Origin of the sequence: Helicobacter bilis (assembly GCF_001999985.1) — a bacterium.
Taxonomy (GTDB): Bacteria; Campylobacterota; Campylobacteria; order Campylobacterales; family Helicobacteraceae; genus Helicobacter_A; species Helicobacter_A rappini.
Genome location: NZ_CP019645.1, coordinates 2082771 through 2107638, shown reverse-complemented (window position 1 = coordinate 2107638; position 24868 = coordinate 2082771). Strand labels below are relative to the sequence as shown.

The following is a 24868-nucleotide window of genomic DNA, read 5'->3' as shown; positions in this document are numbered from 1 at the left end:
TAAACGAGGTGTCCTATCGATTTATATCTTGTTATACTTTGCGTTTTGGCAATGGCGGTTATTTCAGGTATTGTGCTAAGTTGGCTTAAGATTCCAACCATTATTGGCTATATTCTTACAGGTGTGCTAACGACTTATATCTTTGGCTTTCAGCTTGAAGATTCTGGTGAGTTGAATGATATAGCTGAATTTGGGGTTGTGTTTTTGATGTTTATGATAGGGCTTGATTTTAGTTTTAAAAGCCTTACTTCAATGAAGCAAGAAGTGCTAGTCTTTGGCGGCTTACAGATTGGAATCTCGATTGCCTTTTTCTATGTTGTATGTTTTTATTTTTTGGGTTTTAACTTTTCTACCTCTATCATTATTTCAAGTGCGGTAAGCCTTAGCTCAACGGCAATTGTGCTGAAGTTTTTAAATGAAAGCGCTCAAACAAAAACGCCTTATGGCATGGCTTCAGTTGGAATCTTAATCTTTCAAGATATTGCAGTTATCCCAATTTTACTTATGATTAAGCTTTTAAGCGATAAAGATTCTCATCTTTCTGCCCTGCTTTTAACGACACTGATTTCTGCGATTATCGTGCTTATAGTGCTATTTTTGCCCGGACGCATTATGGCAAAACTATTCCTTCGCTTTTCAGCAAATATGAAAACAGATGAAATCTTTGTGGGTGCAGTCTTTCTAATCGTTTTAGGTGCGGCATACATAAGTAAATCTTTTGGCTTTTCTTTGGCGCTTGGGGCATTTTTGGCAGGTATGATTATCTCAAACACGCCGTATAAATATCAAGTCTCTTCAGTCCTTACACACTTTAGAGATATACTTTTGGGTGTATTTTTTATCACCGTTGGTATGCAAGTAGATATTATCTTCTTGCTTGAATATTTTGTTGTTATTCTTATCTTAGTAGCACTTATGATGGGTGCAAAAGCCTTACTCATGTATTTATTCTTATTCTTATTTAGGGGACAGAGGATAGGATTAAGGATTGCATTGTCTCTAGCACAAATTGGGGAGTTTTCATTTGCGATTTTCCTTTTAGCAAGTCAGCATAAGATATTAGACTTGCATCTTGATGGTGGAATTTTAGGGATTTTATTTGGCGAAGAGTTTTTTGCAAGTATTACCCCAGATAAAATCTATCAGTTTCTAACGCTTATGGTGATTTTTTCAATGATTGCTACACCTTTTATCTTAGATAGACTAGATAAGGTTACAAACTTTTTCTTGCGTTATCTTACGCCTGTAAGCAGTTTTTTTGCACGCAGAAAAGCAGAATCCTATGACGATACAAAGGCGGATCATACAAACCACGCGACAGACCTTGAAAAACATGTTGTGGTGTGTGGTTATGGCGAGCTTGGCAAAAAAATTTTAGAGTATTTTAAGGGTTGTGATGTGCAATACATTGCTGTGGATAAAAATTATAACAAGGTAGAAGAGGCAATAAAGAAAGGTGAGCCTGTAATTTATGGCGATATTACAAGTAGGCAGATTCTAGAGCAGCTTGGCGTTACTAAGTGTTCTGCGGTAATCATTGCCATAGACTCTATCGATAGTGCGCAAAGAGCCCATCAAGACATTCATGCCTTATCGCCTTATTGTAAGATTATCCTTAAGACAAAAAGTTCTAAGTTTGCTTCAGAGATTCAATCTCAAGGTGTGTATGCGGTAGTCCATGAGCGTAGGGAGATAGCAAAGATTCTAAGCGATCTAGCCCTGCAAGCAGTAGATGAGAATAAGCAGCAAGCAGATAAATAGGATTTTGGGTTCTAGTCTTATTTTCCCAAGATTATTAAATTTTGAAAATAGGAGTTTTGCAATTCATTTTAGATGATTCCGCATGAAACTCCTTTTGATCTACTTATATTTTGCCTTGATTCTGCATTCCTTACTTTTATAGGAATATTTGCACTTTTTTTACGCTTTGTTGTATCTTACTTTTATAATAAAATATGTTGCAATAAGAAATACTTATGCGAAAAACTCAAAAAAAACTAGAGAGTAAGTCTAAATATATTGTTTGCAGACACGCGAAAATTAAGAAAAGCAAGAAACGAGATATTAAGTCCATTCGCCCTCCAAAAAAACTAATGCGACAATATATTAACACGCAAAAGCCTTAGTTTCTAGGGTCAATGAGAGTGAAGTTGATTATTTTATTAAATTGTTTAGAATAAGGACAATCAACAACAACATGAACATATATAAGTCGTCGCAGTTACAAAAAAAACATTAAAGCATTGTTTGTTTAAAAATAAACTCAATTATTTAACACTTAAAATGATCAATATATCTGTCAGATATCTCAAGCAATCAATTCCAGTTTAGTCTGCATATAACCCCAAATATTTGTTATAATACTCAATTAAAACCACCACGAAAAACGCTTTAACAAAACAAAAGAGAGACAAGCAATGGATAACATCATCTTAATAGGCTTTATGGGTAGCGGTAAAAGCACCATAGCAAAGCTACTTGCAACAGCCCTAAATATGCCCTTTATAGATAGTGATACATATATAGCGAAGAAAGAAAAAAGCAGTATTAAAGATATTTTTACATATAAAGGCGAGGCATATTTCCGCCATTTAGAATCTCTTTTTATAGAATCTTTTTCCACACAAAAAGGGTATATTATCGCAACAGGTGGTGGTATGCCAATCTTTAATAATGTAAGAGGGCTTGGTGTATGTTTCTATTTGCAAAGCGATTTTGATACAATCACACAACGCATTTTAAAAGAAAAAGAAGCCACAAAAGAAAATACGCGACCTCTATTTGATGACATATCTACAGCCAAAGCTCTCTATAATGAACGCATGAAAATATATGAAAACTCATGCGATTACATTATAGATTCTAGACAAGATACACAAGCAATAGTTGATAGAATCATATCTCTACTACACACAAAACCTATACACCCACAATAGAAAGGCATATTCATGCTAACACTAAATATAAATAACCCTTATCATTTTCTACTCGTTCATTGCAATGAGTATAAAAATGGTGCAAGTCTTATACTCTCCCTGCATTGCATAAATGCCCTTGCAAATGAGTTTCCAAACTCTAAAATTAGCTTTCTTTTGCACTCAAGTATGCAAGACTTTTTTCAAAATAATCCACATATACACAAGATTTTTTGCATTGACACAGACCCAAATCTAGCAAAATCCTTAAAAAATGCAAAGATTAATATTTCACTTTCACTTGTAGCTGATAAAAAAAGCACAATAGCATTATTTCGTGCTGGGATTAAAGCTAGAATAGGTGTATTTTCACACTTTTATTCACTTCTTTTTAACTATAAAATTAAGCAAAAACGCACATTAAATAACAAACATGAAGCTGAATATAACTTTGATTTACTGCGATTTCTGCAATGCAAACAATTCATATATCCAAAGCTATATCTCAAACTAAGCGATATAGCCACCGCCCAAGAGATTATCGCACAGAAGTTTGACACAGATCTAGACACTAGCTATATTACAATCTGTCCAAGTTATGGATTGCAAGAGCTAGGCTGGAAGAGTAGGCATTTCTTCACCATTGCAAATGCTATTGCTAAGTTTCATAATGTATTGATACTAGCCCCAATTGATGAAATGCAGGGTTATCAAGCTATGCTTCCACAATTCCCAAATCTCTCACAAAAAAATCTTTTTTCTAACACAGCACAAGATAGTACGACAAAAACAAATACTATCACACAAATCCTAGCCCTAATCCACCTAAGTAGCCTTTTTATCGCTAATAATAACACGCTTTTACACGCTGCTGCCGCACTTGATACTAGCACCTTTTCAATATTCCCATATAAAAATACGATAAATCCACACCGATATGCCCCCATCAGTCAAAATAAAAAGCATGTGATTTGCACGCCTTTTGGTCTATTTAACCCAAAAGATTCTCATGAGTATAGCGACTATGGATTGAATATGGATAGCATTACACCTGATATTGTATTAGCCATATTGCAGGCAAAATTCTTCTTAGATGAGCGGATTTTATTGCAGAATCTAAACACGCCAATATCACAAGCAGATACAGAATCTAATACAGACATTATACAAGATTCTAACAATCTACAAAACTCAAAAATTACACAAGATTCTATAAATACAAAAGATTCTAAATATGCGAGTAATTCTGCTAACTTACAAGATTCTAAAAATTTGCAAGATTCTAAAACCACACAACCAAACCAAAGATTAGATATTACAGAATCTAGCCTTACATACACAAGACAAGCAAGTATTATTGATGAGAGAGGGTAATACCTATTAAATTAAAGTAGAGTGCAAGAACTAGAATCTACACCCCACATACCAAAGCTTTAAAGCGTTCGCCCATGGCATTTGGAGCGATTAAGCCCTGCAAACTTGCTTTTTGTTTGCTTAGCTGGATTGTGCTAAAATGTGTAGAAAAACTTTCAAAAATATCTAATATCTCACAAGATTCAATCAAAAATTTTGACTGCGTAACATTACATAAAACTTTAGCACTATTATCTTCGAATATCTTTTTTAACAGGCTAAAATCTATGTCATAAGTAATATCACTTTTGCCTATAAACTGGGCTAATCTATCATTTTGCAATTCTTCATAGAGATTATAAACCTTGTGCTGCATATACATTCGTATATTCATTTCTCGTGCTAAAAAATCGCCATAATCAAATGTGAGAAATATCCATTTACATGGCAAATTGCAGAGATTTTGTATAAAAGATTCCCAAATAAGCGGGATTTCAGCACTTTTTATATCATACTTTTCTCTAAACTCACATATCTCGCTAGTTGGCTTCTCCCATGTAAAGTTTTTACCATCAAAATACAGCATTTTATCGTTATAGAAAATATCGCAAGGCATGCTATCAAACAATTCATTAGATATGAAAAATACATTGTTTGGTTGCGTATCTTTTAGCATTTGCAAGTTATTATAAATATGTAGTTGCTTATTAAATCTTGCAGTAATCCTTGCTTGAAAAGTCGCCTTCTGTTGTGTATGTAAGCAAACTAGTGGCTCTATCACGCAAAAGCTAGTTTGTATGAAAACCACATCGCTAAATGCCTTTAAAAACTCTGCAATATCAGCGATTAAATCGCCATTATTACTCCCTATCTCTACAATGTGAAGTGGCAGAGTAAGCCTTTTTTCATCAAGCATTCTCAAAATATAGCGGCTAATCGCCCCGCCAAAAAACTTTGACACACTCACAGAAGTGTAAAAATCCCCCGCTTTTCCCACATGATTTTGCGTGTAATAGCCTGTATTTGGATTATAGAGCCACTCTTGCATAATCTCACTAAATGCTAACTTATTAGAAGTCATCATAAGCCCTTAATGAAACACACGAAAAAATGCGAGATTTGGACTTGCTAGGGCTAACATTTCCCTATCTCCCCTAGTATCGCCATAGACATAGATTCTTTCATATTGTGTAAGGTTATAGCTCTCTTTAATGCGTCTCTCTTTCTCTGGTCCATAGCAGTTTGGCTGGGCGAAATTGCCTGTAATCTTGCCATCTTTTACCTCCATTGTAGTGGCAAGCAAGTGAATATCAAAAGCTTTACATAAAGGACGCAGATACTCTTCAAAGCTAGCAGATACAAGCACTACGACATGATTATTCGCTTTATGCCAACGCATTTTTTGCAGGGCAGAATCTTTACAAAAAGATTCTAAATCGCTCACAAAGTCAGTGCAATATTTATCTAATTTATCTTTTTCCATGCCCTTAAAACAAGATTTAAGCACTCTCTCTTTTGCCCTGCTATTATCTATTAAGCCAAGCTTATAGCCTATCAAAGTAGGCAAATTTTCTAACATTTTTATATAGAATCTTTTTCCTAATACAAAACGCAAAAATAGCTGAAAAGAATCCCCGCGCGTTATAGTCCCATCAAAATCAAAAAATGCTATATCCAAAAGTAATCCCTTTATTTGTGAAATTAAATATAAAGATAAGAAATATTACAAAACAAAACAAGTAGTATAGCAAAATTGTTTTTAGAATTATGGGTGAAAGGCATTTTAGATTCTAAACTATGTTTTAAAAAAAACTATAAGAAATTATGCAATTCATTTGCCTTTTTCATCCATGCTATGAGTTTATCCCATTCTTCTTTTGCGACATACTCTTTTGCTTCAGTAAAATGCTTTTCAAAATCTGTGAGTGAATGTAATAGATGGGCTTTATTATGTTTAAAAATATCTTTCCAAGTGATAGGCGAACTATTTGCAAGACGCGACATGCTGCGGAATCCACCGCCGATTAAAGCAAGAATATTTTCTGGTTTTTCTTGTGCTAATACCGTGTTTGCAAGGGCAAAGCTTAAGATATGCGGCAAATGTGAGATATAGGCGATATGCTCATCATGACTTGCAGAATCCATTTTAATGATTTGCATACCAAGATTCACAAAAATCTCTTTTGCAAAGGCGATTTGAAACGCACCACTTTTGTCTATATCTGTGAGGATTAGAATCTTATTTTTAAAAAGATCTTTTTGTGCTGCCTTTGGACCGCTATGCTCTGTGCCACTCATAGGGTGTGCGCCGACATAATTTTTACGTATTTTAGATTCTATAAGCTCATGTATAGCGTGTTTTGTGCTGCCTAAATCAATGATAGTTTGCGTTGGAGTGAGATCTTTAAAATCATTTACAATCGGTGCTACAAAATCAAGTGGCACAGCGATAAATATCACATCACATTGTGAGATCTCTTCCATACTCGCACACTCATCAACAAGCCCTAGAGATAATGCCTGCTGCTCGTGCAATGCTGCCTTATCATACCCCAAAATGCGTTTAAACATCTTTGTTTCTCTTAAAGCTAATCCTAAAGACCCACCTATAAGCCCTAAACCGATAATGCCTGCTTGCATACTTTTCCTTATCTAAAATCTCAAAACAGAAAGGATATTTTGCCATAATTTCTAGGAAATATGCTTATTTCGACAGCAGCGCTTTACAAAAAAAAAAAACGATGTTATAATTTCTGGTTCTTTTTAAGGAAAATATTAAAATTTGGAGGAATGTATGTTAAGACATAAAAGAGTAGTGGGCGTTATTTGTGGGTTGGCTTTGAGTATAGAATCTATGCAGGCTTCTGGCTTTCGCTTGACAGAGCAAAGCTTGAATGGCACGGCACTTAATTCAGCGTTTATCGCTGGGGCTTATGGAGCAGATTCTACCTACTATAATCCTGCAAATATGAGTTTAGGTAGGGATAGTGATAAACATGAAATAGAGATTGATGGAACACTTCTTTTTATACCACCATTTCGCTTTAGCACAGGTGATAGAAGCGTATATGAATGTGCCTCACAAAATATATGTAATAAATCAGTAGAAGGCAAGGCATTAACGACAATACAGCCGATTCCAAAGTTTTTCTATAAATCAAGGGCTTATGAAGTTGCTTCAAACTTAAAAACAAACTTTGGACTTTCTTTTACCACGCCTTCTGGTTTGTCTATGAACTGGGATGGTATAGGAGGTGGCTTCCTAGATGATGTAAGTATTGCCATGATGGAGTTAAACCCTGTTGTGTCTCTTGCGTGGAAAGATTTTATTTCATTTGGTGTTGGCTTTCGTGCAATCTATTCATTTGGAAGTTTTAATAATACTTTATATGTGCCTTATAATGCTGTCGGTGGTGCTTTTAAGGGAACTACAAAGGTAGAACAAACCTCTAATGCTAAAGGCTTTGGCTTTGGGTATAATCTTGCTTTAAGTATAAAGCCATTTGCCACTTCAAGTATAGAATCTTTAAAAAGTCTTACACTATCTAGCACTTATAGAAGTAAAGTCAGTATTGATATGAGCGGGAGTTTATCAGCCCTAGCACATGTAAGTCAGTCTGGTGCAAATATGGGAACTGTGAATATGGATGCTGGTCTTATGCTGAATGCTGATATGCCACACATACTGAATGTAGGTATATTACAAGATTTTGGTCGATCTAGGGTAGAATTTGTCTATGAGCGGACATTTTGGGGAAGTGCTAGAATCTTTGATTTTCAATATGCAAATCAAAGATTCTATAATTTAACTGGTGCTTTAGCCGCTTTGGGTGTCGATTATGTTGCAGGTATGATGAACTCTGCCGACTACTCCGCCGTTGCCTATGGAAATGGCTGGAAAGATTCTAATGCGTATCGTTTGGGATATACATATTTTGGGGAATCTTATAAGATTATGGGAAGTATCGCCTATGATGAGACACCCGCCCCACAAGGTAAGTTTGGCATACCTGATGCAAATGCGTATATGTTTGGCTTAGGCTTTAGGAAAAGATTCTTAGATGATAGGCTAGATTTAGGTTTGGCTTATTCACTTGCACTAAAAGATAATAGAAAAAGCTTTATAGTCTCTCATGATGGTTTTGGGCAGTTGCATTTGCTTACCATCGGTGCCAAGTATTTGTGGTAGTCTAGACACTAGGTAATACCCCATTGAATATAAAGATATATTAAGATAGCATAGCGACTTATTTTACCAAGTGTGATAAAAAGCCAAGTTGCTATTTGATTATATTTATACAACCCAAGAAGTAGCACTAAAATATCCCCAATAAATGGCAGGAATGCAAAAAATGCGTAAAGATAGCCATATTTTTGCACATAGGGTCGATAAGATTCTATTCTTTTATAAGATTTTGGGAAAAACTTTCGCACAGCGGAATCGCCACCAAAATAGGCAATATAATAGGTGCTTAAACTCCCAAGTATATTGCCTATACTAGCGACAATTAGCACAATATAGGGATTAAAATCAAATGCAATAAAACCGATAACAAACGCTTCAGACCCAAGTGGCCAAAGAGAGCTGGATATAAAGCAAACAAGCAATAACCCAAATAAACCATAATCATAAAAATTCATACACGCTCCTGCTTTAATCTTAGTAATCGTTATTTCTTGTTTTTTGTTGCGTGATAAATAAATCTGTAAAATACATGCCATGTTTATTTTAATATTTTTTTTAGAATCTTTTTATAGAAGTTTGAATTTATTTGCAATCCTTGCAATATTTTTGTATCGCGTCCCTATATCTCTTTTGATATTCCTTTGGGAAATTAGTATCATCTAAATAGATTTTATCTAAGATTCTAGCTATCTCTTGCATAAGTTCTTTGCTATCATAGAGATTAAGACACGCGTTTGTATAGTCTGGATTCTCACCTTTTATGTCTTGCTTTTTATAAGTCCTACTAAATCTTAGATTTGTTATATCCAATGCTCCATTATTTGCGTTTAATATTATTGTTTTAGTAAAAACTACAAGCTCATCTAACAAACTAGGTGGTATTGCATACCATACATCAGGATTATTATGGGAGATTACATGACCATCAACAAAATCGTTTTGTGGATTAAATTCCTGCAAACACACAAATAACGCATGTCTTTTGAGTTTTACAATCAAACTATCTACACTATCCCAAGTATCAAGTAACTCCATAGGCAGTGGCTCTGTCGCACGAGAAACACTAAATAATAATAGTAATACTAGAAATATCTTTTTCATTGTCTAATCCTTAAAAGTAACATTTTGTTAGCACCATATTTTTATTTAGATATAAGTTTTACACACTTTCTTAATATAACTTAATCATAAGAATGATTTTAATGCAATGCAGCATTCAATCTAAACTACCCTTAACCCTCATTCAAGATTCGAGTATTTGCAGAATCTAAAATATATTCATAGAGATTCAAAGTATCTTTAAGCGACCAATTAATCTCATGCCAAAAAAGATTCCCAAGAGAGTTATTCTTAAAAGCTACAAGATTAATATGTGTCGCACCCTCTTCTTTTAGCCGCTCTTTCACAAATGCCACCATGCCTTTGCCGATTTGCTTATGGCGATATTCCTTTTGCACGCACACATGATAGAGATATGCACACCGCCCATCATAGCCGCATAATATGCTACCTACAATCTTATTATCACAGATAGCTACTACATTTGTATTTGGATTTTTTGTAAGAAATTTTTGCATACCTTCATAGGAATCATCAATAGTGCGGATATAAAATCCTTCAATGCTTTTCCACAACTTTAACACTAAATCATAATCCTGTATTGTCATAACTCGCAGTTCCATAGCACACTTTCTTCACTTAAAAATAAGCGTGAATTATAACACAAAATACTCTAAACACCACGAAAAGTGCAATTTTTACATAATGGTGCTAAATCCTTATGCGTCCTTAGTGAATCTTGTATATTTTTCATATCTTTGGAATATAGAATCTCACTAAAATCCTGTGTGTTAAAATCACCAAGTGGCATTTTTGCACTTGCATCAATACAGCATGGGACAACCTTGCCATTTGCAAGTATTGCAAGCTGCTTTATCGCCCCAAAGCAATAAGGCGTATTTGGATAAATCTGCATATTTGCAATCTTAGAATCTTTTTGCAAAGCAGTCCATGTAAAAGATTTATGAAATCGCAAGAAAAAATTCTTAGCTAAACGAAGTCGCCTTTTTTCTGTCTGTAAAATCGCATTTGGGAATCTTTGCAAAAAATATGTGTAGTCATACTTCCCAAAAAGTCGCAGATTGATATAAAGATTTGGGGCGTGTGTTTTTGCATACTCATAAAAGGCAAGGATTGTATCAAAATATTTTTCTATCTCTTTTCTTAAATGCTTATTATCAAACAGGGCATCAAGAGAAAAGCTAACTTGATGTATGTGCTTTTGTGTCAATATAGAAAAATGCTCTTTGTTTAAAAACGCACCACTACTCACAATATCAAACCTTACTTTATAATACGCCCCAATATCAATGTATGCAGATAGATTATCCACACAGAGCGGATCGCCTAATACATGCAGACTTACAAGCCTTGTGTGATTTGTAATCTGTGATATGATTTTTTCAAATAAAGCTAGCGGCATAACTCCCCTTAGTGCCTTTTTTGGTGTGCAAAAAGAGCAAGAAAGCTTACAAATATCAGTAATTTCAACATAAATTTTATGGAATTTCATATATTTACCTACTTCAACATATCTTTGCAATAAAGAAGATTGAAATTATACTATTGTGAATGTTGGATAAAGAGAGTGTTTTAAAAGGTATGAAAGAGAGGTGGTAAAAACTAATGTGAATCTTAGAGTTAACTCATGAGACATATATATAATGCTGGAGTAACTAGAGATAAATCTGTGATAAATTGTCATTCTACAATTTAAGCAAAAAAGATCTTTTACATACATTCTAAACTCCGCCCCAAAATTCTAACCGACATTTTTTCATTGTCAAGTCGCTTTATTTACTCTAAGTTGAAATAAAAAAGGTGGGCTTGGCAAATATCCCCCCCCCCCCCTCCAAATTCCCAAAAAACCGATATTTTCTCTAGTTATATAAGTTTATAAGAGTTAGCTAGAAAAAAAATTTAAAAATTATATGCTTGTGTGTAATATTGTAACTTATATAAAGTGAGTTAGCATAAGTGGGTAATTGCTTTTTAATGTAAGAGTAAAAATTCCCCTTGTGTCTTGTGTTGCTTATGATTATAGCGTGTCAATAGCCTTTATAATCTAGCTTAAATAAAGCTTTATTTAAAACTTAAAAATAACTTAAAATTTCATTGTTGGAATCACAATTCTATCCAAAGTCCGCAAAATAGGGCATAAAATGTATATGTGTGTCAAAATTTGTGCCATGAGTGTATTTTTTGTGTCATTTATGTGTGATAGAAAATCTTAAAGAGTGAGATAAGTTGCAGAGAGATTGAAATATTTTTAAATATTTAAAGCTTTTGTAGCTTGTGTGATTGGCTCTTGTAAAATTGCCTTGCTTTGATTGGCTTTTGTGTGAATGCAAAGGCTAGTGTGATTTATGTTTGCATGATTTAGGGTTTTTGTGTGTTATTTGTGTAATTTTGGCTGATATTCCACTGAAATAAGGCTCTAAAACTAAGCTACACTAGGCTACATTGTGGCTAGTTTTGCTTTTTTGATAGAAATTACACTTAAAACTACCATTAAACTTACATAAATGACTTACATTTTCTTGCAATTTTGTTAAATTCTCGCCCTGTTTGCTTCATTTCATAGTGTTTTTGTCAAAGAAACTCACAAACAATCTTTTTTATATGTTCTCTCTTATATATATTACTATCAACAAACATGTAAGATATAAAAATCTCGCAAAATGTGGCGTGTGAATTGTAGGGCTTTGAAAATGCAAAAATTGCAATTTTGGCTTTCAAATGTGGCGTGAATAAAACACTCAAACACAAAGACACAGAAACATTGATAAACAACAAAAAAGCATAAATTTAGATTTTTGGCTTTAAAATGTGGCGTGTGGGCTTAGAAAGGGTCGCACTGGCTTAAATACAGATTTTAAACTAAAAAATGCAGAATCTAGCACACAAAAACATATAAAACAAGATTCTACAACACGTTTAAACACTAGCAAAAAACACTTAGCACACCAAAATCTCTAAGTCTCTAAAGTATTCTTTCATCACAAACTTATCTTGACTCTTATCATTAACATAATCTTTATTCTCAACTTCTACTAAAGCTTTTAATCTTACATTATATGAGCCTTCTTTATTGAAAGATTTGAGTATATTATCTTTTTGGCTACTCTTAACATTTGATTGCTAACCTTGCCATCACCAAAATCCCATTCAACTTCTACTAACTCAATAGAAGTAACAATATGAAATCCTATCACTTCATCAATAGCTATCACGCTTTTAGTGGCATATATCTCTAGTATAGTAGTATCAAAGTCTGTATTGTAGTCAGGTATTTGCACCTTTTTCCACTCATCTGTGTAATCACTGATTGGAGCTTCACCTATTGCTTTGAGTGCATTCACCGTAGTTTGCTGCATATCATAGCTTTTGAGTAAGTCTGGTTTATTTGCATTTGATAATACATTTTGATAACTTACCATACAATTAGCTTTGTTTATCTGTGCGTTATCATTGGCACTTTTATGTAATACTTCTGCCTTGATTTTATCTTGCAGGGCTTGGGCTTGAAGTTGTGCTGTTTGCATTTTACTTGCTTGTATCTTAAAAAAGCTTTCTTTCACTTGATTGGATAGCATTGCTACTTCTTTTTTCTTACCTAGTATGCCTAAAGCACTTTGATTTTGTGCGTCTCTTGTAGCCACTTCGTTTTGGTCTATGGTTAATGCAGTTTGGACTGCACTTTGAAATACGCCTAAAAATGTTTTAGCCATAAAATCGCTATAAGCTAAAGCTTTTTGGTCGTCTGTAAAGGCATAGCTTGGCATATATTTTACAAAGCTATCTAAGGCGTCTTTATATATTTGACTATCTTTCATCTTAGCTTCTATAAAATCAAAATTCTCTTGGAATTTCTTTAAAGTGAGATTTTTTGTTTGTATCATTTTAAATCCTTTTTTTGTGGTATAATAACGCATGGTTTGTCTCGTGGCTTAACATTAAAAAAATCTGTCTAGGCTCTTGCGGCTGGGCGGTAGGCTTCACCTACTCACGCATTATAGGTTGCGGATTTCCTGCTAAGACAAACCACTCTCCATATACACTAACTCATTATATTTTATCATTTGATTCAATCTATTTTTAGTGGCATTATAACTTGTTGCATATTCTAGTGTCCCATCTGTTTTTACTGCTATACTTGTAATATGATATTCTTTCTCATTGCTTATAAAAGGTTTGTAATAATAAAGTGTTCCTGCTTCATCTTTTGTTACAAACTTTGGCTGTAATAAAGTAGGCATAAAGGTAGCATTAATTGCTTGTCTATTTTCTTTTTTGTTTCCTTGTCGTCCTCGTTTAAAGTAGTGATTAAACGCCCTTAAAACATTTACTTTCACTTCCCCTGCTGGTGTTTGCACGACTGCATTTTTAGAATCTAGTCGCTTTGTCTTATCATTCTTAAAAATCATATCTTTAAATCCTTTCAAATTTAATGTTTGCGGCAGGGCTTCTGCATTATCCATTAACGCCTTATAATCTATCCTGCCATTAGAATCTAAAAAGCTAGATTCTAGCTCTTTGCTCTCCAAGCCAACATTCCTAACCCCTAGCTTCTCATACTCTTGGCTAAAGTTATCTTTATAGTTTTCTATAATATTTTTGACATTCTCTCTTAGTTTATCATAGGCATTACTTTTCTTAAGTCCTATCATTTCTGCTGTGCTAACAAAAAGCTGGATAATATTATCAATAATCTTTTCAAAGACATTTGCCCTTTTAAGCTTACTAGCAAACTTAGGGTTAGATAGCTCTGCTATCATCTCGTGTGAGTTTTTTAATCCATAATCCCCTGTCTTTTCTCTAGCATTCCACGATTTAAATCCTAGCTCATCTTTTTTCTCTACAATCTGCTTATAGATTGATTCTATATTATCAATAGCTTGTATTTGTTCTTTATTTAAGAGATGTGTTGCACCTTTTTCTTTAGCATACATTGCCCTACTTGTTACACTATGTATAAGCTCGTGCAATAATGTCTCGCTTTTATCCGCTTGTGAAATGCTATGCTTTACCCTTGCACTATTTTCTTTTAAGAAGTATGTGCCACTCTTATTTTTTGTGTTACCTCCTACTTGATAGGGGTCTCTTATGGCATTCCTTACTTCTACACCTAGCTTTTGTGCGACAGGTAAGATAGATTCAAAGAGTTCTATTTGTTCTTGTGTAGGTTTTGCTCTATAAAACAAGTCTTTTGTCTTTTGTAATCCCTCTTGCGTGTTTAAATCATAAGTCAAAGATAAAGATTTAAGATACTCTTGTTCTTCTTTGAGTAGAGATTTTTCTAATCGTGCTAGATTCTTTTCAAGCCTCATCTTATTAGATTCATTTTTGATAAATTCTAAATCCCACTTGAGCTTACTCATATCGCTTTTATTCTTTTTGATAATATCCATTAATGGCTTTTGCTCTAGGTGTGTATATTTCCATTCTAAGAATTGTTTTGCTCTTTCATCTTGCGGTGCGGCTTTAGTGATATAGACACCCTTATCTTTAGAATCTATTGGATTATACACTATAATACTTGTATCAGTTTCAAATTTCTTATTTGTCGCTATATAATCCAATGCTTCTTGTATCTCAAGGCTTGTATAATCTTTGTTTTTTACAATATCTTGTAATTCTTTATATTGTTTCAAAAGCACTTCATTTTGTTTTTCTAGCTCCCTTGTTACAATTGCTACTTTTTGCGTATTATCCGCCGCTTTTAGCTCATCTTTTAATGTTTGGGCTGTTTGTTTTTGTAGGTATTCTTTACTCCTTTGTGCTTTTATAGAATCTTGTGGTATAATGTCGCTAGCATTTGCTGAAGCAGTCTTTTCAGCTTCACTTTGTGAGCTAGGCAAGTCCGTCCTGCGTCTAGCAATGCTTTCATCTCTTTCTAAGGCTGTTAATACCCAGTTTTGTTTTTGTCCCTCAAAATCTTTTCTAATGCTTATAAAAAAGTCGCCATTATCTAGCTTATATCTATTTTCAGTTTCCTTTACAATGGGCAAATCTTGTATCAATTTATCCAATTTATCTAACACTTCAGGGTGATACTCTACAATTTTTGATAATCCCCAGCCATCACTTTTGCCCGTGCCTTTCTCTCCCCACGCTAAAGTTATATCCCCAATGTCATCTCTATGAAATGCCCCTGCAACTTGTCCTTTATACTCACCTTTAGCTCCGCTTTCTTTATGTGCTTGTGCTTCATTTATGAGTTTTTGTATAGCAGTCTCGCCGCTGTGATAATGTTCTGCATAGTTTGTGCCAAATTCTCTTATAGGTTTAATGTTTAAAGTTTGTTCTATATATGCTCTGTTCTCTTTAAAATATTGTATAGAATTTATATCATCTTTATATTCTTTTTGTAATCTTAAGGATTTAATCGCTTCTCTTAATTCATCATTATTAAAGGCAGCTTGTGGGATTTTATCTTTTATCCACATAACTAAGTTTGACATTCTAGCTATTACTGGAAATGGTATATCGTTATTTTTATCCTCGCTTTTATTCCATAAATCGCCTTGAATATTTTCTAACTCATCTTTACTCTTACCCTCTAAGCTTTTAATAAAAGATTCTTCATCAAATGCTTGTAGTTGTTTTTCCTCTAATTCCTCTTGTTGTTTTTGTAATTGGCTAAATCTTGCTTCTGCTTCTAGTCTTTCATTTACAAGCTTGTCTAGTGCTTTGTTTCTCTCTTTTAAAGGTGCGTTTTCTTTGACTAATTGTAAATAGTTGTCTAAAGATTCTTTATTAAAACCATCATATAAATAGCTTTGTTTTTCCTTATCGGTTTCTAAATACATTTTTGTTGTATATCCGCCTTTTTTTCCTATCTTTGCATGATGGCTGCTTACTATGTCTATGTATCCTTGCTCTATGTTTTTTTGCCTTGTTGCAATATCTTTTCTAATCTCTGTTCTTATGTTCTGTATCTCTTTATTATGTTTTTGTAGTAATTCCTTTGTCTCTGCTACACTTTTGCCGCTTTTTCTTGCTTGTTTGATTATTTCTTGCGGGGTTTGTGGTATAATGGTAGCAGGTGTTTCAGTGGGCGTTACAATAGCCTTGCGGATTGTATTCCTAGACATTGTTTCACTTCCTTGAGGCTCGGGCAGGGTGGGCTTTAACTCAAGGGATTCTAATTCTAGCGTATAAATCTTATTCCCTTCGTATTGACCGCTTAAAGTCTCTTTTAGTGTTATATGTGCGTTCGCATTATCTAATTTTGTGTTATATCTATGAATAAGGACATTATCGCTTTCACCCTTAAAATCTTTATGTGTTTCCCTAAGTATTGCCCCTTGATACAAGTTTTCTATATCTTGCACGGCTTTAAAATGTTCTTGTGGAGTAAAGCCATTATCCACACTTTTTTGTATTGCTTTATCACTTGTCATTTTGGCAATATTTTTGCGTGAAATTTGTGCTATCCTGCCATCATTTTGATTAGTAATATTTTTTCCCACTAATGAGTTTAAAATCTCTTTTGTTTGTTCTCGTAAAATGTATGTATTTTCTTTATTAGATTCAGTAGCAATAATATCGCTAGTTTCCCCCCTTTAGTGCAGCAATTTCTCTCTCTAGCTCTTGCCTATCCTTTGCATATCTAGCCTTATCATAGTTTCCTGATGTTTTAAGATAGGCTTCACTCTCATTAAGATTGTCTAGTTGTTTTTGTAGTCCTTGCAGTTTATATGCTTTATACTTTGTAGGATTATTTGCTATATCTAGCACAGATTCTAACGCTTCTTTTTGAAAAGGGCTTAGGTGTTGTGTGTTGATACCTTGTTTTAATAGATAGAGTAGTCTATCATTTTCTAATATATGATTTAGTATTATCTCTTTTGTTTCTTGACTAGTTCTTTGACTTAATTGTGTTGCATCAGCAGTTAGATTTGTCAAAGGCTCTTTTTGTTTAAATTTTTGTGTTTGTAGTATATAAACTTCTACTCCATCTTTTGTTGTAGCTTTATTTATGCTTTTTATAGGGTCTTGTATTTCATTGAAATAATCAATATATACGCCTTTCTTAGTTTTGCTTTGTGCTAGTTTTTTGGCTTGTTCTAGTGTTTTATTGCCATTTAAGAGTAGAAAGTCTTTAGATACATTTTCTAAGAGTTCTAAATCCTGTATGTTAAATAATCTATGTTTTCCATCATATTTCTTATGATAGACTTTGCCTAGATTAAATCCATTGAAATCGAGTAATTCTAAATCATCATGGTGGTTACTTATAACATAGTAGCCATCTTTCTTATATGTGTCTTTATTGAATATAGGTCTGTATTCATTGAGAGTATCTAATACTTCTAATTCCCCTGTTTTTGTATTATCTCTTACATGCCCTGTTGGTTTAAAGGCTTTATCGTGTATATTAAATTCTTTTTTGAAGTTTGCTATTGTTTGTGTTGTAGAATCTTGTATTTCTTTTGGTTTTTGACTTTTTTCTACTTTTGTGGTAGGATTAGGTTCAAGGTTAGATTGTAGCGGATTCCCCTGTTCTATGTTTAGCTTAGAAATAGCATTTTGCTTTACCGCTTCATCTGCATTTTGCGGATATGGGGTAGCCTTGACATTTTTTAACAACACTTCTTTATTATAGTTTCCTTTTGTTTTCCACATGGTTTTAAAAATGAGCTTGTCTTGTCCTTTAAGTGCTTCTTCTATGGCAATATGGTGTCCATTGATTTGCTTTGCATAAATTATGCTTTTATCTGTAAAGAATTTCTCGTCATAGTCTTGTGTGATTTTTGGATAATTTTGTTCTATATCATTTCTATTTATTGCGATATTTCCCCTACTTGCTTCTTTGTGGATATCCCCATGAGATTTTAGGGCATGTGCTATTTCATTTTCCCTTAACTCTCTTACAATGGGTTTCTTGTTTTTAAATGAAAAATGTTCTTGCAATTCTTGCTGCTCTGCTTCTGTTACTTGATAGATTCTATTTTGAGAGTTATTTTTGTCTATTAGCTCTTGTGTCTCTCTTACATTCTTGCCACTTTGTTTTACTTGTTTAACTATCTCTTGTGTGCTTTTAGATTCTATATCCTTTATCTTTTGCATACCTTTTTTATTTTTATGATGTGAAAAAATATCATGTAAAAGTTCTTTTTCGAATGTATTAAAATATTTTGCATTCATTCCAGCAACAATATCAAAGATTTTAGTTTGATTTTCTCCTACATTTTCTATAATGCTTTGTTTATATGTTTGTAGGTCTATGTCTTTAAATTTATTAATATCTACTTCAGTAGCACTTAAAGGCTCATAATACTTAATATTGCCATCTTTATGCAAGGTTTTAAGCACTTCTACTTCTTTATTGTCCTTTGTTTTTACCTTGATTGTTTCTAATACTTTAGGGTGATTATGCCACCTTGAGAAAAATATATCTTTGTCTAATTCGTTTGCTTCTTTAATCTTATTTAATTGTTCCCCACTAAGCTTTGCATAATGCTTTAATTCGTTTGGTAAGGCATTATGAATAAATTGTTGCCATTGTGTATTGTCTTGTGTGCTTTTAGATTCTATATCTTTACTTATTTCTTGTTTTGTGGTAGGATTAGGTTTAGGATTTATGCCACTACTATGGTTAGCGGGGTATTCAATCTGCAAGTCAGAGGGCTTAGTAGTAGTTCCGCCCGATTCTAATATATCAGACGCACCAGCAACTTTCTCGCCCTTAAATCCTTTATCATATAAAACTTTTGATTTCTTAATTTCATTTTCAATATTAGGTAATTCTCGCCTTACATGACTACTAAACACCCATTCACCATCATAATTTTTAGCTACACTCATAAAATAGCGATTTTTATCAGAATCTACAAATTCTTTTATAAACAAAATCCCCCTGCCATTATCTAATACTTTATTAGGTGTTTCTAAGACTTCCTTAATCTTTGGCATAATGTCTAGTCTGCCTTTATTTATAAGTTTAACAAGACTGCCAAATCTAAGCTCAATATCCTTGCCTTGTAATACAGAATCTAAAGCTTGTTTTACTTCAGGTGTAAAGCTTGGGATATAGGCTTCATCAAGGCTTTTTAGATTAAAGGTGTTTTTCCAAGTGTCTGCTATATCTTTTGGTATCTCGTGCGTTTTACCATAGCTATCTGTGAATGTTTCAATATTTTTAGACTGCATTTCCCCCAACACATTCCTAAACCTATCCACTTCCACTGCTTTATTTTCACTAGGCTTATTATATGGCAGCAGCTTTATCTCTTTTGTAGTGTTTTTAATCTCTTGCATAGAATCTAAAAAGTCATTAGTCTTAGCATTAATATCTCTTAAATGTGCTTTTAGGTTAGCATTAGCTTTATATGGCAGTGCTTTTATCTCATTGCTTAAAGGTTTAAAGTCTAGCTGTGCTAAAGGCTTATTTAATGCTTTTGTGGCACTCATAAACTCTTTATAGAGATTATGAAATATAAAATTCTTTATAGCTTGAGAAGTTAAAGGCAGGGCATTGCCTTTAGAATCTACAATAATGCTAAAAGGCATACTCATAAAGTCTTTAAAGCTTTTGTCTAGCTTTTGCAAGGCGTGTAGTGTCTCTTTATACTCTAATAGCTTTGTTTCATTATATGCTAGTAGTTTAGTGTCTTGTGGTGTGTTATAAGGGATTAAAGCATTATTTGCCTGTGTGTTGTTATAAGGGATTAAGCCTTGTGTATCTTGTTTCATTAAGTTTGTAGCAAAGCTTGGTTTCGTTTGTGTTTGTGTTGGGACTAAAAGATTACTAAAAGCATGGATTTCTTTTTTAGTCTCTGCATGAGTATTTAAAGGTATTAAAGCTTTATTACTTGTGCTTAATTCACTCTCTATATCTTTTATAGCTTCTTTGGTAAAGCTAATATCATCTTGTATTTGATGTAATACCCTTTGTGTTTGTGCTATAAGAGTGCTATTTGTCTTTAAGATATTGTTATCATCAAAGGCTTTAAAGCTTTGCAAGTCTTTCTCTAGCAGTTCTCTTTTTTGTAATAAATGATTATATTGTGAATAGGCATTCTCTAGTGTCTTTTGAGTAGGTTTATCTAGCTGTATTTCCCCACTCTCTATTTTTCTTTGAAACTCTTGCATACCGAGTTTATCAAACTCTACTTCCATTTTATAAGTTGCTTCATTGTCAAAGTCATCTATTTGTCTAGTAGGCATGAAGTTAGGATTAGATTCTATAACTTCTCTTTGTATAGTCTCTATATCTTTTCTAGCTTCACTCAAAGCATTATCTATAACTTCTTTTCTCTCTTGTAATTCTTGTTTATTGGCTGTGATTGCAATTTGAGTTTCTTGTGCGTCTTTTATGGTGTAGAAACTTGCTATATCATCTTTGTCAAATTGTGTTTTCCAGTATTCTAACTCTTTTAATACCTTGCTTGTTTCTTTATCCTCTTTTGGCAAGTTCTTAGAGATAGAATCTATGCTGACATATATAAAGTCTTTTGTATCTCTTTAAATTAAATGCGTTGTCTTGCGGACACTTTTAAGGGAATCTTCGCTCAAGGCTTGGTCATGTATGCTTAATACACTCCCTTCGCCTTTCACTCGATAACCCTTAAAATTGCCTTGCAATACTTCCGCATAGAATCTTTACCTTTCTATAAAGGCTTAGTTGGTCTTCTAAGCTTTGATGTGCTAGATTTTCACTTAAAGCCCCTGCAAATCTAGCCATTATCTTATGCACGAAGTTATAGAATAATAAAAGCGTTCTACCAAATAATCCATTAGCACTGCTTATTAATACATTTGCAGGTTTGCTTCCTACACTTCGCTGTATTGCTTGTAAAAACTCATTATCGCCATTATATAGCCTTTGTGCTTGTTTGAGATTTGAGACTAGATTCTTTAAGCCTTCATCTGTAATGCTATGTTCTATCTTCTCTAAATCTTGTATTAATTCCTGCCATTTAACCGCCCTAAATTGTCCATTCCCATTGGCTATATTTCTTTGTATGAGTTCTTTTATAGCTTGGGCTTGTAAGTTTGTATCAGTATTATTTGCAATGCGATTAAAGACTTTGTTATTAAAGCCTTCTTCTCTTTGAGCTTGTTTGAGTATAGCTTTATTAAAGTTATCTTCGCTTAAGTCTTTCTCTCTCTTTTTAGTCTTTACACTATCTTTATAAAAATCACTTTCTTTAAACTTCGCATAATCTGCATACTCTTTGTTTATATCTTTATAATTCTTTAAAAGCTTTGCTGTATTAATGCCGCTTTGCTGTGCTATATCTTGCAAGGCATTCTCTACTGCTGAATCTATCTCTTTATTAATGGCTTGTAATATATTACAAAGCGATATTAAGCAAATTTTTAACCATTTTTTGTAGAATATAATAAACACAAAAAGGCAAACTTTGACACAAATACTACGCAAACATAATGATATGGTATCAAATGATAGCTACTTGCATACTATCTTGCAAAAATCACAGAAGTATTTGGAGCAAACTTTTAGTGAAAGTGAGCTTATGGAATTTCACGCAAGAATTAAGCCGCTATATGCCCTAAAAGATACAAAAGAGATTGTAAGGGCTTTTGAGAAAAACTATTATGATTTTGTCAAAGAGTGCTATCAATCACGCTATAAACACGATGCAAACCTAGAATCTTTTTTGCAAAATAAAGACTCTAAAAAGATTTTGTGGGGCGATTGTCTGCAAGGCTTAAAGCAGATGAAAAGTGAATCGGTGGGGGCAATGGTAACAAGTCCGCCTTATTATAATGCTAGGGCTTACGCACAATGGAGCGATTTAAATGCGTATATGAGCGATATGGAGGCGATTTTAAGAGAGTGTTATAGGGTGCTTGATAATCACCGCGTATTTGTCTTTAATGTGGGCGATATTTTTGATAACGATAACCTTTTCACGCGTTCTACTTGGGGTAAGAGACGGCTGCCTTTGGGGGCGTATTTTATAATGCTTTTTGAAAAGGTGGGCTTTAGTTTTGTAGATGATATTATTTGGGATAAAGGGCAAGTGCAAAGCCAAAGGCATAAAAATGGCGATAAGCCCTATCCCTACTATCAATACCCTATGAATTGCTATGAGCATATTTTAATCTTTCATAAGCACAGAAGTGATGAGACGCGTTACCCTTGCCCTGTGTGTGGCTGTTTGCAGGTTAATGGCAATGCTTACACAGAAAAGGGGCTTAGAAGCTGGGAGTGTAAGAATCTTCATTGCTTTGAGCGAAGCAAGGCAAATCGTGGGAAGCGATTTAGTGCAAAAACTTATTTCACGCAAAATGAAGCGTTTAATCGTGGCAATGAGATAGATAAGGACTTCATTTATGCGTGGCGTAGGGACATAAAGGCAATAAATCCTGTGATAAAGATAAATTCTAAAGGGCAAAATACGCTGGGACATACCGCACCTTTTCCAAAAGAGATTCCAGAATTTGCGATAAAAATGTTTAGCTACAAGGGAGAGCGAGTATTGGACCCATTTATGGGGCTTGGCACAAGTGTGAAAGTAGCCGATGAGCTAGGCAGAATTGGCGTAGGCATAGAGCGAGATATGAGCTTAAAAGAGAGTGTGTATAAATTTTTAGGTAAGAAAAATTTAGGGGAGTATGAGCTATGAATACACAATTAGACGAAGAAAAGAAAAAGCAAGTCATAGGGCTTTATGGCGAAATGCAGTTAGCGATGAAGCTACATAGCTTAGGGTGGCAAGTGCATAGGGGCTATATTGATGAGGGGATTGACTTTGTGATTTCAAAATATTATTGCAAAGTGTGCGAGAAATTTAGCAATCAGCTTATAAGGCAAGAATCTTGGCAGGGGCAAAAAGCAAAATGTGTAACAAATCTATGCGAATTTTGCAAAGAGAGTAAGCTAGATATTGTTACAAAATATTTGCAGGTTAAAACTAGTGAGGGAAAGCCTAGTAAAAAGCCAAATGCACGAGAATTTAGCTTCCACCCTAAAATCCGCTATGACATAGATAATTGCGTATTTTATGTGTGGATAGCTGTCTTTGCAGATGATGAAAACTTAGAGCAGTCCATTATCCATTATTATATTTTTCACTCAAGCGATGTAGGCAGATTTGATGATATGAGTTTGCCTACCTATCAAATCACGGATAATCAAAAGACAACCTTGCGTATCAATAAACAAGGACAGATTCTAAATAATGGCAAAAAATATAGTTATGACTGCTTTAAAGAATTTCATAATGATTTTGAAATATTGGAAAAATTTTAAAGTAATTATCTTGCATAATGCGAAGAACAAAGAAGTCCCAGCATGTATGCCTTTTTCATATTGTTCCCTTGAATTTACTTGTGAGCCTGTATCATATTTGCCATGCAAAGCCCAATCTGTCGTGCCATTAAGTATGCTTTTATCCTGTCTTTTTGCGTCATTTACCATTTGCATGTGAGTTAAATTGTATTCAGCAATGCTTCCATATTTACCTGTATTTTTACTCTCTTTATCATCAACAGAATCTAGCCCACTCTCTTTATTCTCACTTCCTTTAAACTCTGTCTTAATACCTACATTACCGCCCTTATTATAAAACTCTGCCAAACTTGCATAATCTTTAATGCCATTATCTTTTAATATGCCATATTGCATATATTGGTCTAAAATATCTTTATATGCTTTAGAGTTTTCACCATGTATCTTTTTAGCAGTTTCTAGGGCTGCTACTGCATTATCTATTATGTTATATCTTTGAAAGACTTCATCATCTATATTTGCATTATTATCGAAATTTTCTAATAGCCTTAATTTTGCTGCCATAGCTAGTTTATGATTGCTAAACTCATGCGGTTTGCCTAAAAATGCAGTCGTATTTCTTGTATATGCAGATTGATTAAAGTTTGTTGCATACTTTGTAGATTCTATCTCTCTTTGTAGTCTGCTTTTTTTAGGTGGTGTTTGTATTTGTGGAATCTGTGCTTGTTGTGGCATTTCACTTTGTGGTTTGAAATCTTTATCACTACTTAGGGCTATTTGAGTATTAAAGGGCTTTTGTGTAGTCTGTGTGTTATTAGTGCTCATATCATTTTGTGGCAGTGGCTTTGCTATGTTTTGTGTGGATAAGACATTGCTATCAAAGCCGATATTTTTTTGTGTGTTGCTATGTTGTGGATTTTGTGTATTTTTTGTGGAATCTGCCATATTTTGTGGGATTTTTCCTTGTGGTAATTTTGGTGGTAATTGCAATGCTTGTGTTGTTTGTGTATTCTGTGTGCTTAGATTAGGATTAATGGTAGTATCTTGTGATTGTTTTAAAAGGTTTGTAGTCTTTAAGCTTTCAAGTGTATTGTTAATGAGTTTATTATCATTTTCTGCTTGTGTTGGTGTGAGTATGTATCCCAT

The 24868-nt window shown here is 33.8% G+C and carries 19 protein-coding genes; 7 read left to right on the top strand and 12 right to left on the bottom strand.

Features of this window, described 5'->3' with window-relative positions; all coding sequences use genetic code 11:
* The first annotated feature begins 51 nt into the window (after positions 1–51).
* From XJ32_RS09560 to XJ32_RS09550, 3 genes are all read left to right on the top strand, one after another.
* Positions 52–1761 carry a cation:proton antiporter gene (locus XJ32_RS09560; RefSeq protein ID WP_077389348.1) on the top strand — a complete coding sequence of 570 codons (1710 nt, stop codon included), beginning with the start codon at positions 52–54 and terminating at the stop codon, positions 1759–1761.
* 656 nt (positions 1762–2417) lie between these two features.
* Positions 2418–2936 carry a shikimate kinase gene (locus XJ32_RS09555; protein WP_077389346.1) on the top strand — a complete coding sequence of 173 codons (519 nt, stop codon included), beginning with the start codon at positions 2418–2420 and terminating at the stop codon, positions 2934–2936.
* A 12-nt stretch (positions 2937–2948) separates the two neighbouring features.
* Entirely contained in the window at positions 2949–4289 is a 1341-nt protein-coding gene (locus XJ32_RS09550) for a glycosyltransferase family 9 protein (RefSeq protein ID WP_077389344.1), read from the top strand.
* 37 nt (positions 4290–4326) lie between these two features.
* Here the strand turns inward: XJ32_RS09550 and XJ32_RS09545 are convergent, their stop codons facing one another.
* The 3 genes from XJ32_RS09545 to XJ32_RS09535 all read right to left on the bottom strand — a co-directional run bounded on the left by XJ32_RS09545 (position 4327) and on the right by XJ32_RS09535 (position 6908).
* Positions 4327–5349 carry an SAM-dependent methyltransferase gene (locus XJ32_RS09545; RefSeq protein ID WP_077389342.1) on the bottom strand — a complete coding sequence of 341 codons (1023 nt, stop codon included), beginning with the start codon at positions 5347–5349 and terminating at the stop codon, positions 4327–4329.
* Between the two features lie 9 nt (positions 5350–5358).
* Positions 5359–5946: an HAD family hydrolase gene (locus XJ32_RS09540; protein WP_077389340.1), complete on the bottom strand. Its 588-nt coding sequence runs from the start codon at positions 5944–5946 to the stop codon at positions 5359–5361.
* Between the two features lie 134 nt (positions 5947–6080).
* Positions 6081–6908: a prephenate dehydrogenase gene (locus tag XJ32_RS09535; RefSeq protein ID WP_077389337.1), complete on the bottom strand. Its 828-nt coding sequence runs from the start codon at positions 6906–6908 to the stop codon at positions 6081–6083.
* Between the two features lie 154 nt (positions 6909–7062).
* Between XJ32_RS09535 and XJ32_RS09530 the strand changes: the two genes are divergently transcribed.
* Positions 7063–8457, top strand: coding sequence for an OmpP1/FadL family transporter (locus XJ32_RS09530; RefSeq protein WP_254422353.1), 1395 nt, complete (start codon positions 7063–7065; stop codon positions 8455–8457).
* Positions 8458–8465: 8 nt separating this feature from the next.
* Here XJ32_RS09530 and XJ32_RS09525 read toward each other — a convergent pair whose 3' ends face one another.
* From XJ32_RS09525 to XJ32_RS09510, 4 genes are all read right to left on the bottom strand, one after another.
* Positions 8466–8909 carry a YqaA family protein gene (locus XJ32_RS09525; RefSeq protein ID WP_005218473.1) on the bottom strand — a complete coding sequence of 148 codons (444 nt, stop codon included), beginning with the start codon at positions 8907–8909 and terminating at the stop codon, positions 8466–8468.
* A gap of 127 nt (positions 8910–9036) precedes the next feature.
* On the bottom strand, positions 9037–9555 hold the full coding sequence (locus XJ32_RS12995) for a hypothetical protein (RefSeq protein WP_254422352.1): 519 nt from the start codon (positions 9553–9555) through the stop codon (positions 9037–9039).
* A gap of 131 nt (positions 9556–9686) precedes the next feature.
* Positions 9687–10136, bottom strand: coding sequence for a GNAT family N-acetyltransferase (locus tag XJ32_RS09515; protein ID WP_077389335.1), 450 nt, complete (start codon positions 10134–10136; stop codon positions 9687–9689).
* 50 nt (positions 10137–10186) lie between these two features.
* Positions 10187–11026: a radical SAM/SPASM domain-containing protein gene (locus XJ32_RS09510; RefSeq protein WP_077389333.1), complete on the bottom strand. Its 840-nt coding sequence runs from the start codon at positions 11024–11026 to the stop codon at positions 10187–10189.
* A 1316-nt stretch (positions 11027–12342) separates the two neighbouring features.
* On the opposite strand from XJ32_RS09510, the gene XJ32_RS12055 reads away from it, so the two are divergent.
* Positions 12343–12492, top strand: a complete 150-nt coding sequence (locus tag XJ32_RS12055; RefSeq protein WP_155243505.1) for a hypothetical protein — start codon at positions 12343–12345, stop codon at positions 12490–12492.
* Between the two features lie 89 nt (positions 12493–12581).
* On the opposite strand, the gene XJ32_RS12990 is transcribed toward XJ32_RS12055, so the two are convergent.
* The 4 genes from XJ32_RS12990 to XJ32_RS09485 form a co-directional block, all read right to left on the bottom strand.
* Positions 12582–13415, bottom strand: a complete 834-nt coding sequence (locus XJ32_RS12990; RefSeq protein WP_254422350.1) for a hypothetical protein — start codon at positions 13413–13415, stop codon at positions 12582–12584.
* Positions 13416–13547: 132 nt separating this feature from the next.
* Positions 13548–16988, bottom strand: a complete 3441-nt coding sequence (locus XJ32_RS09495; protein WP_077389331.1) for an LPD3 domain-containing protein — start codon at positions 16986–16988, stop codon at positions 13548–13550.
* 79 nt (positions 16989–17067) lie between these two features.
* Positions 17068–20934 (bottom strand): PBECR3 domain-containing polyvalent protein, encoded by a 3867-nt coding sequence (locus XJ32_RS09490; RefSeq protein WP_077389329.1) that lies wholly within the window; start codon positions 20932–20934, stop codon positions 17068–17070.
* A 154-nt stretch (positions 20935–21088) separates the two neighbouring features.
* On the bottom strand, positions 21089–21874 hold the full coding sequence (locus XJ32_RS09485; protein WP_077389327.1) for a hypothetical protein: 786 nt from the start codon (positions 21872–21874) through the stop codon (positions 21089–21091).
* A 13-nt stretch (positions 21875–21887) separates the two neighbouring features.
* Between XJ32_RS09485 and XJ32_RS09480 the strand changes: the two genes are divergently transcribed.
* Positions 21888–23117: a DNA-methyltransferase gene (locus XJ32_RS09480; protein WP_077389325.1), complete on the top strand. Its 1230-nt coding sequence runs from the start codon at positions 21888–21890 to the stop codon at positions 23115–23117.
* Entirely contained in the window at positions 23114–23743 is a 630-nt protein-coding gene (locus tag XJ32_RS09475) for a hypothetical protein (protein WP_077389323.1), read from the top strand. Before XJ32_RS09480 ends, XJ32_RS09475 begins: the two co-directional genes overlap by 4 nt.
* On the opposite strand, the gene XJ32_RS09470 is transcribed toward XJ32_RS09475, so the two are convergent.
* Positions 23666–24868 (bottom strand): hypothetical protein, encoded by a 1203-nt coding sequence (locus tag XJ32_RS09470; RefSeq protein ID WP_077389321.1) that lies wholly within the window; start codon positions 24866–24868, stop codon positions 23666–23668. The genes XJ32_RS09475 and XJ32_RS09470 overlap by 78 nt on opposite strands.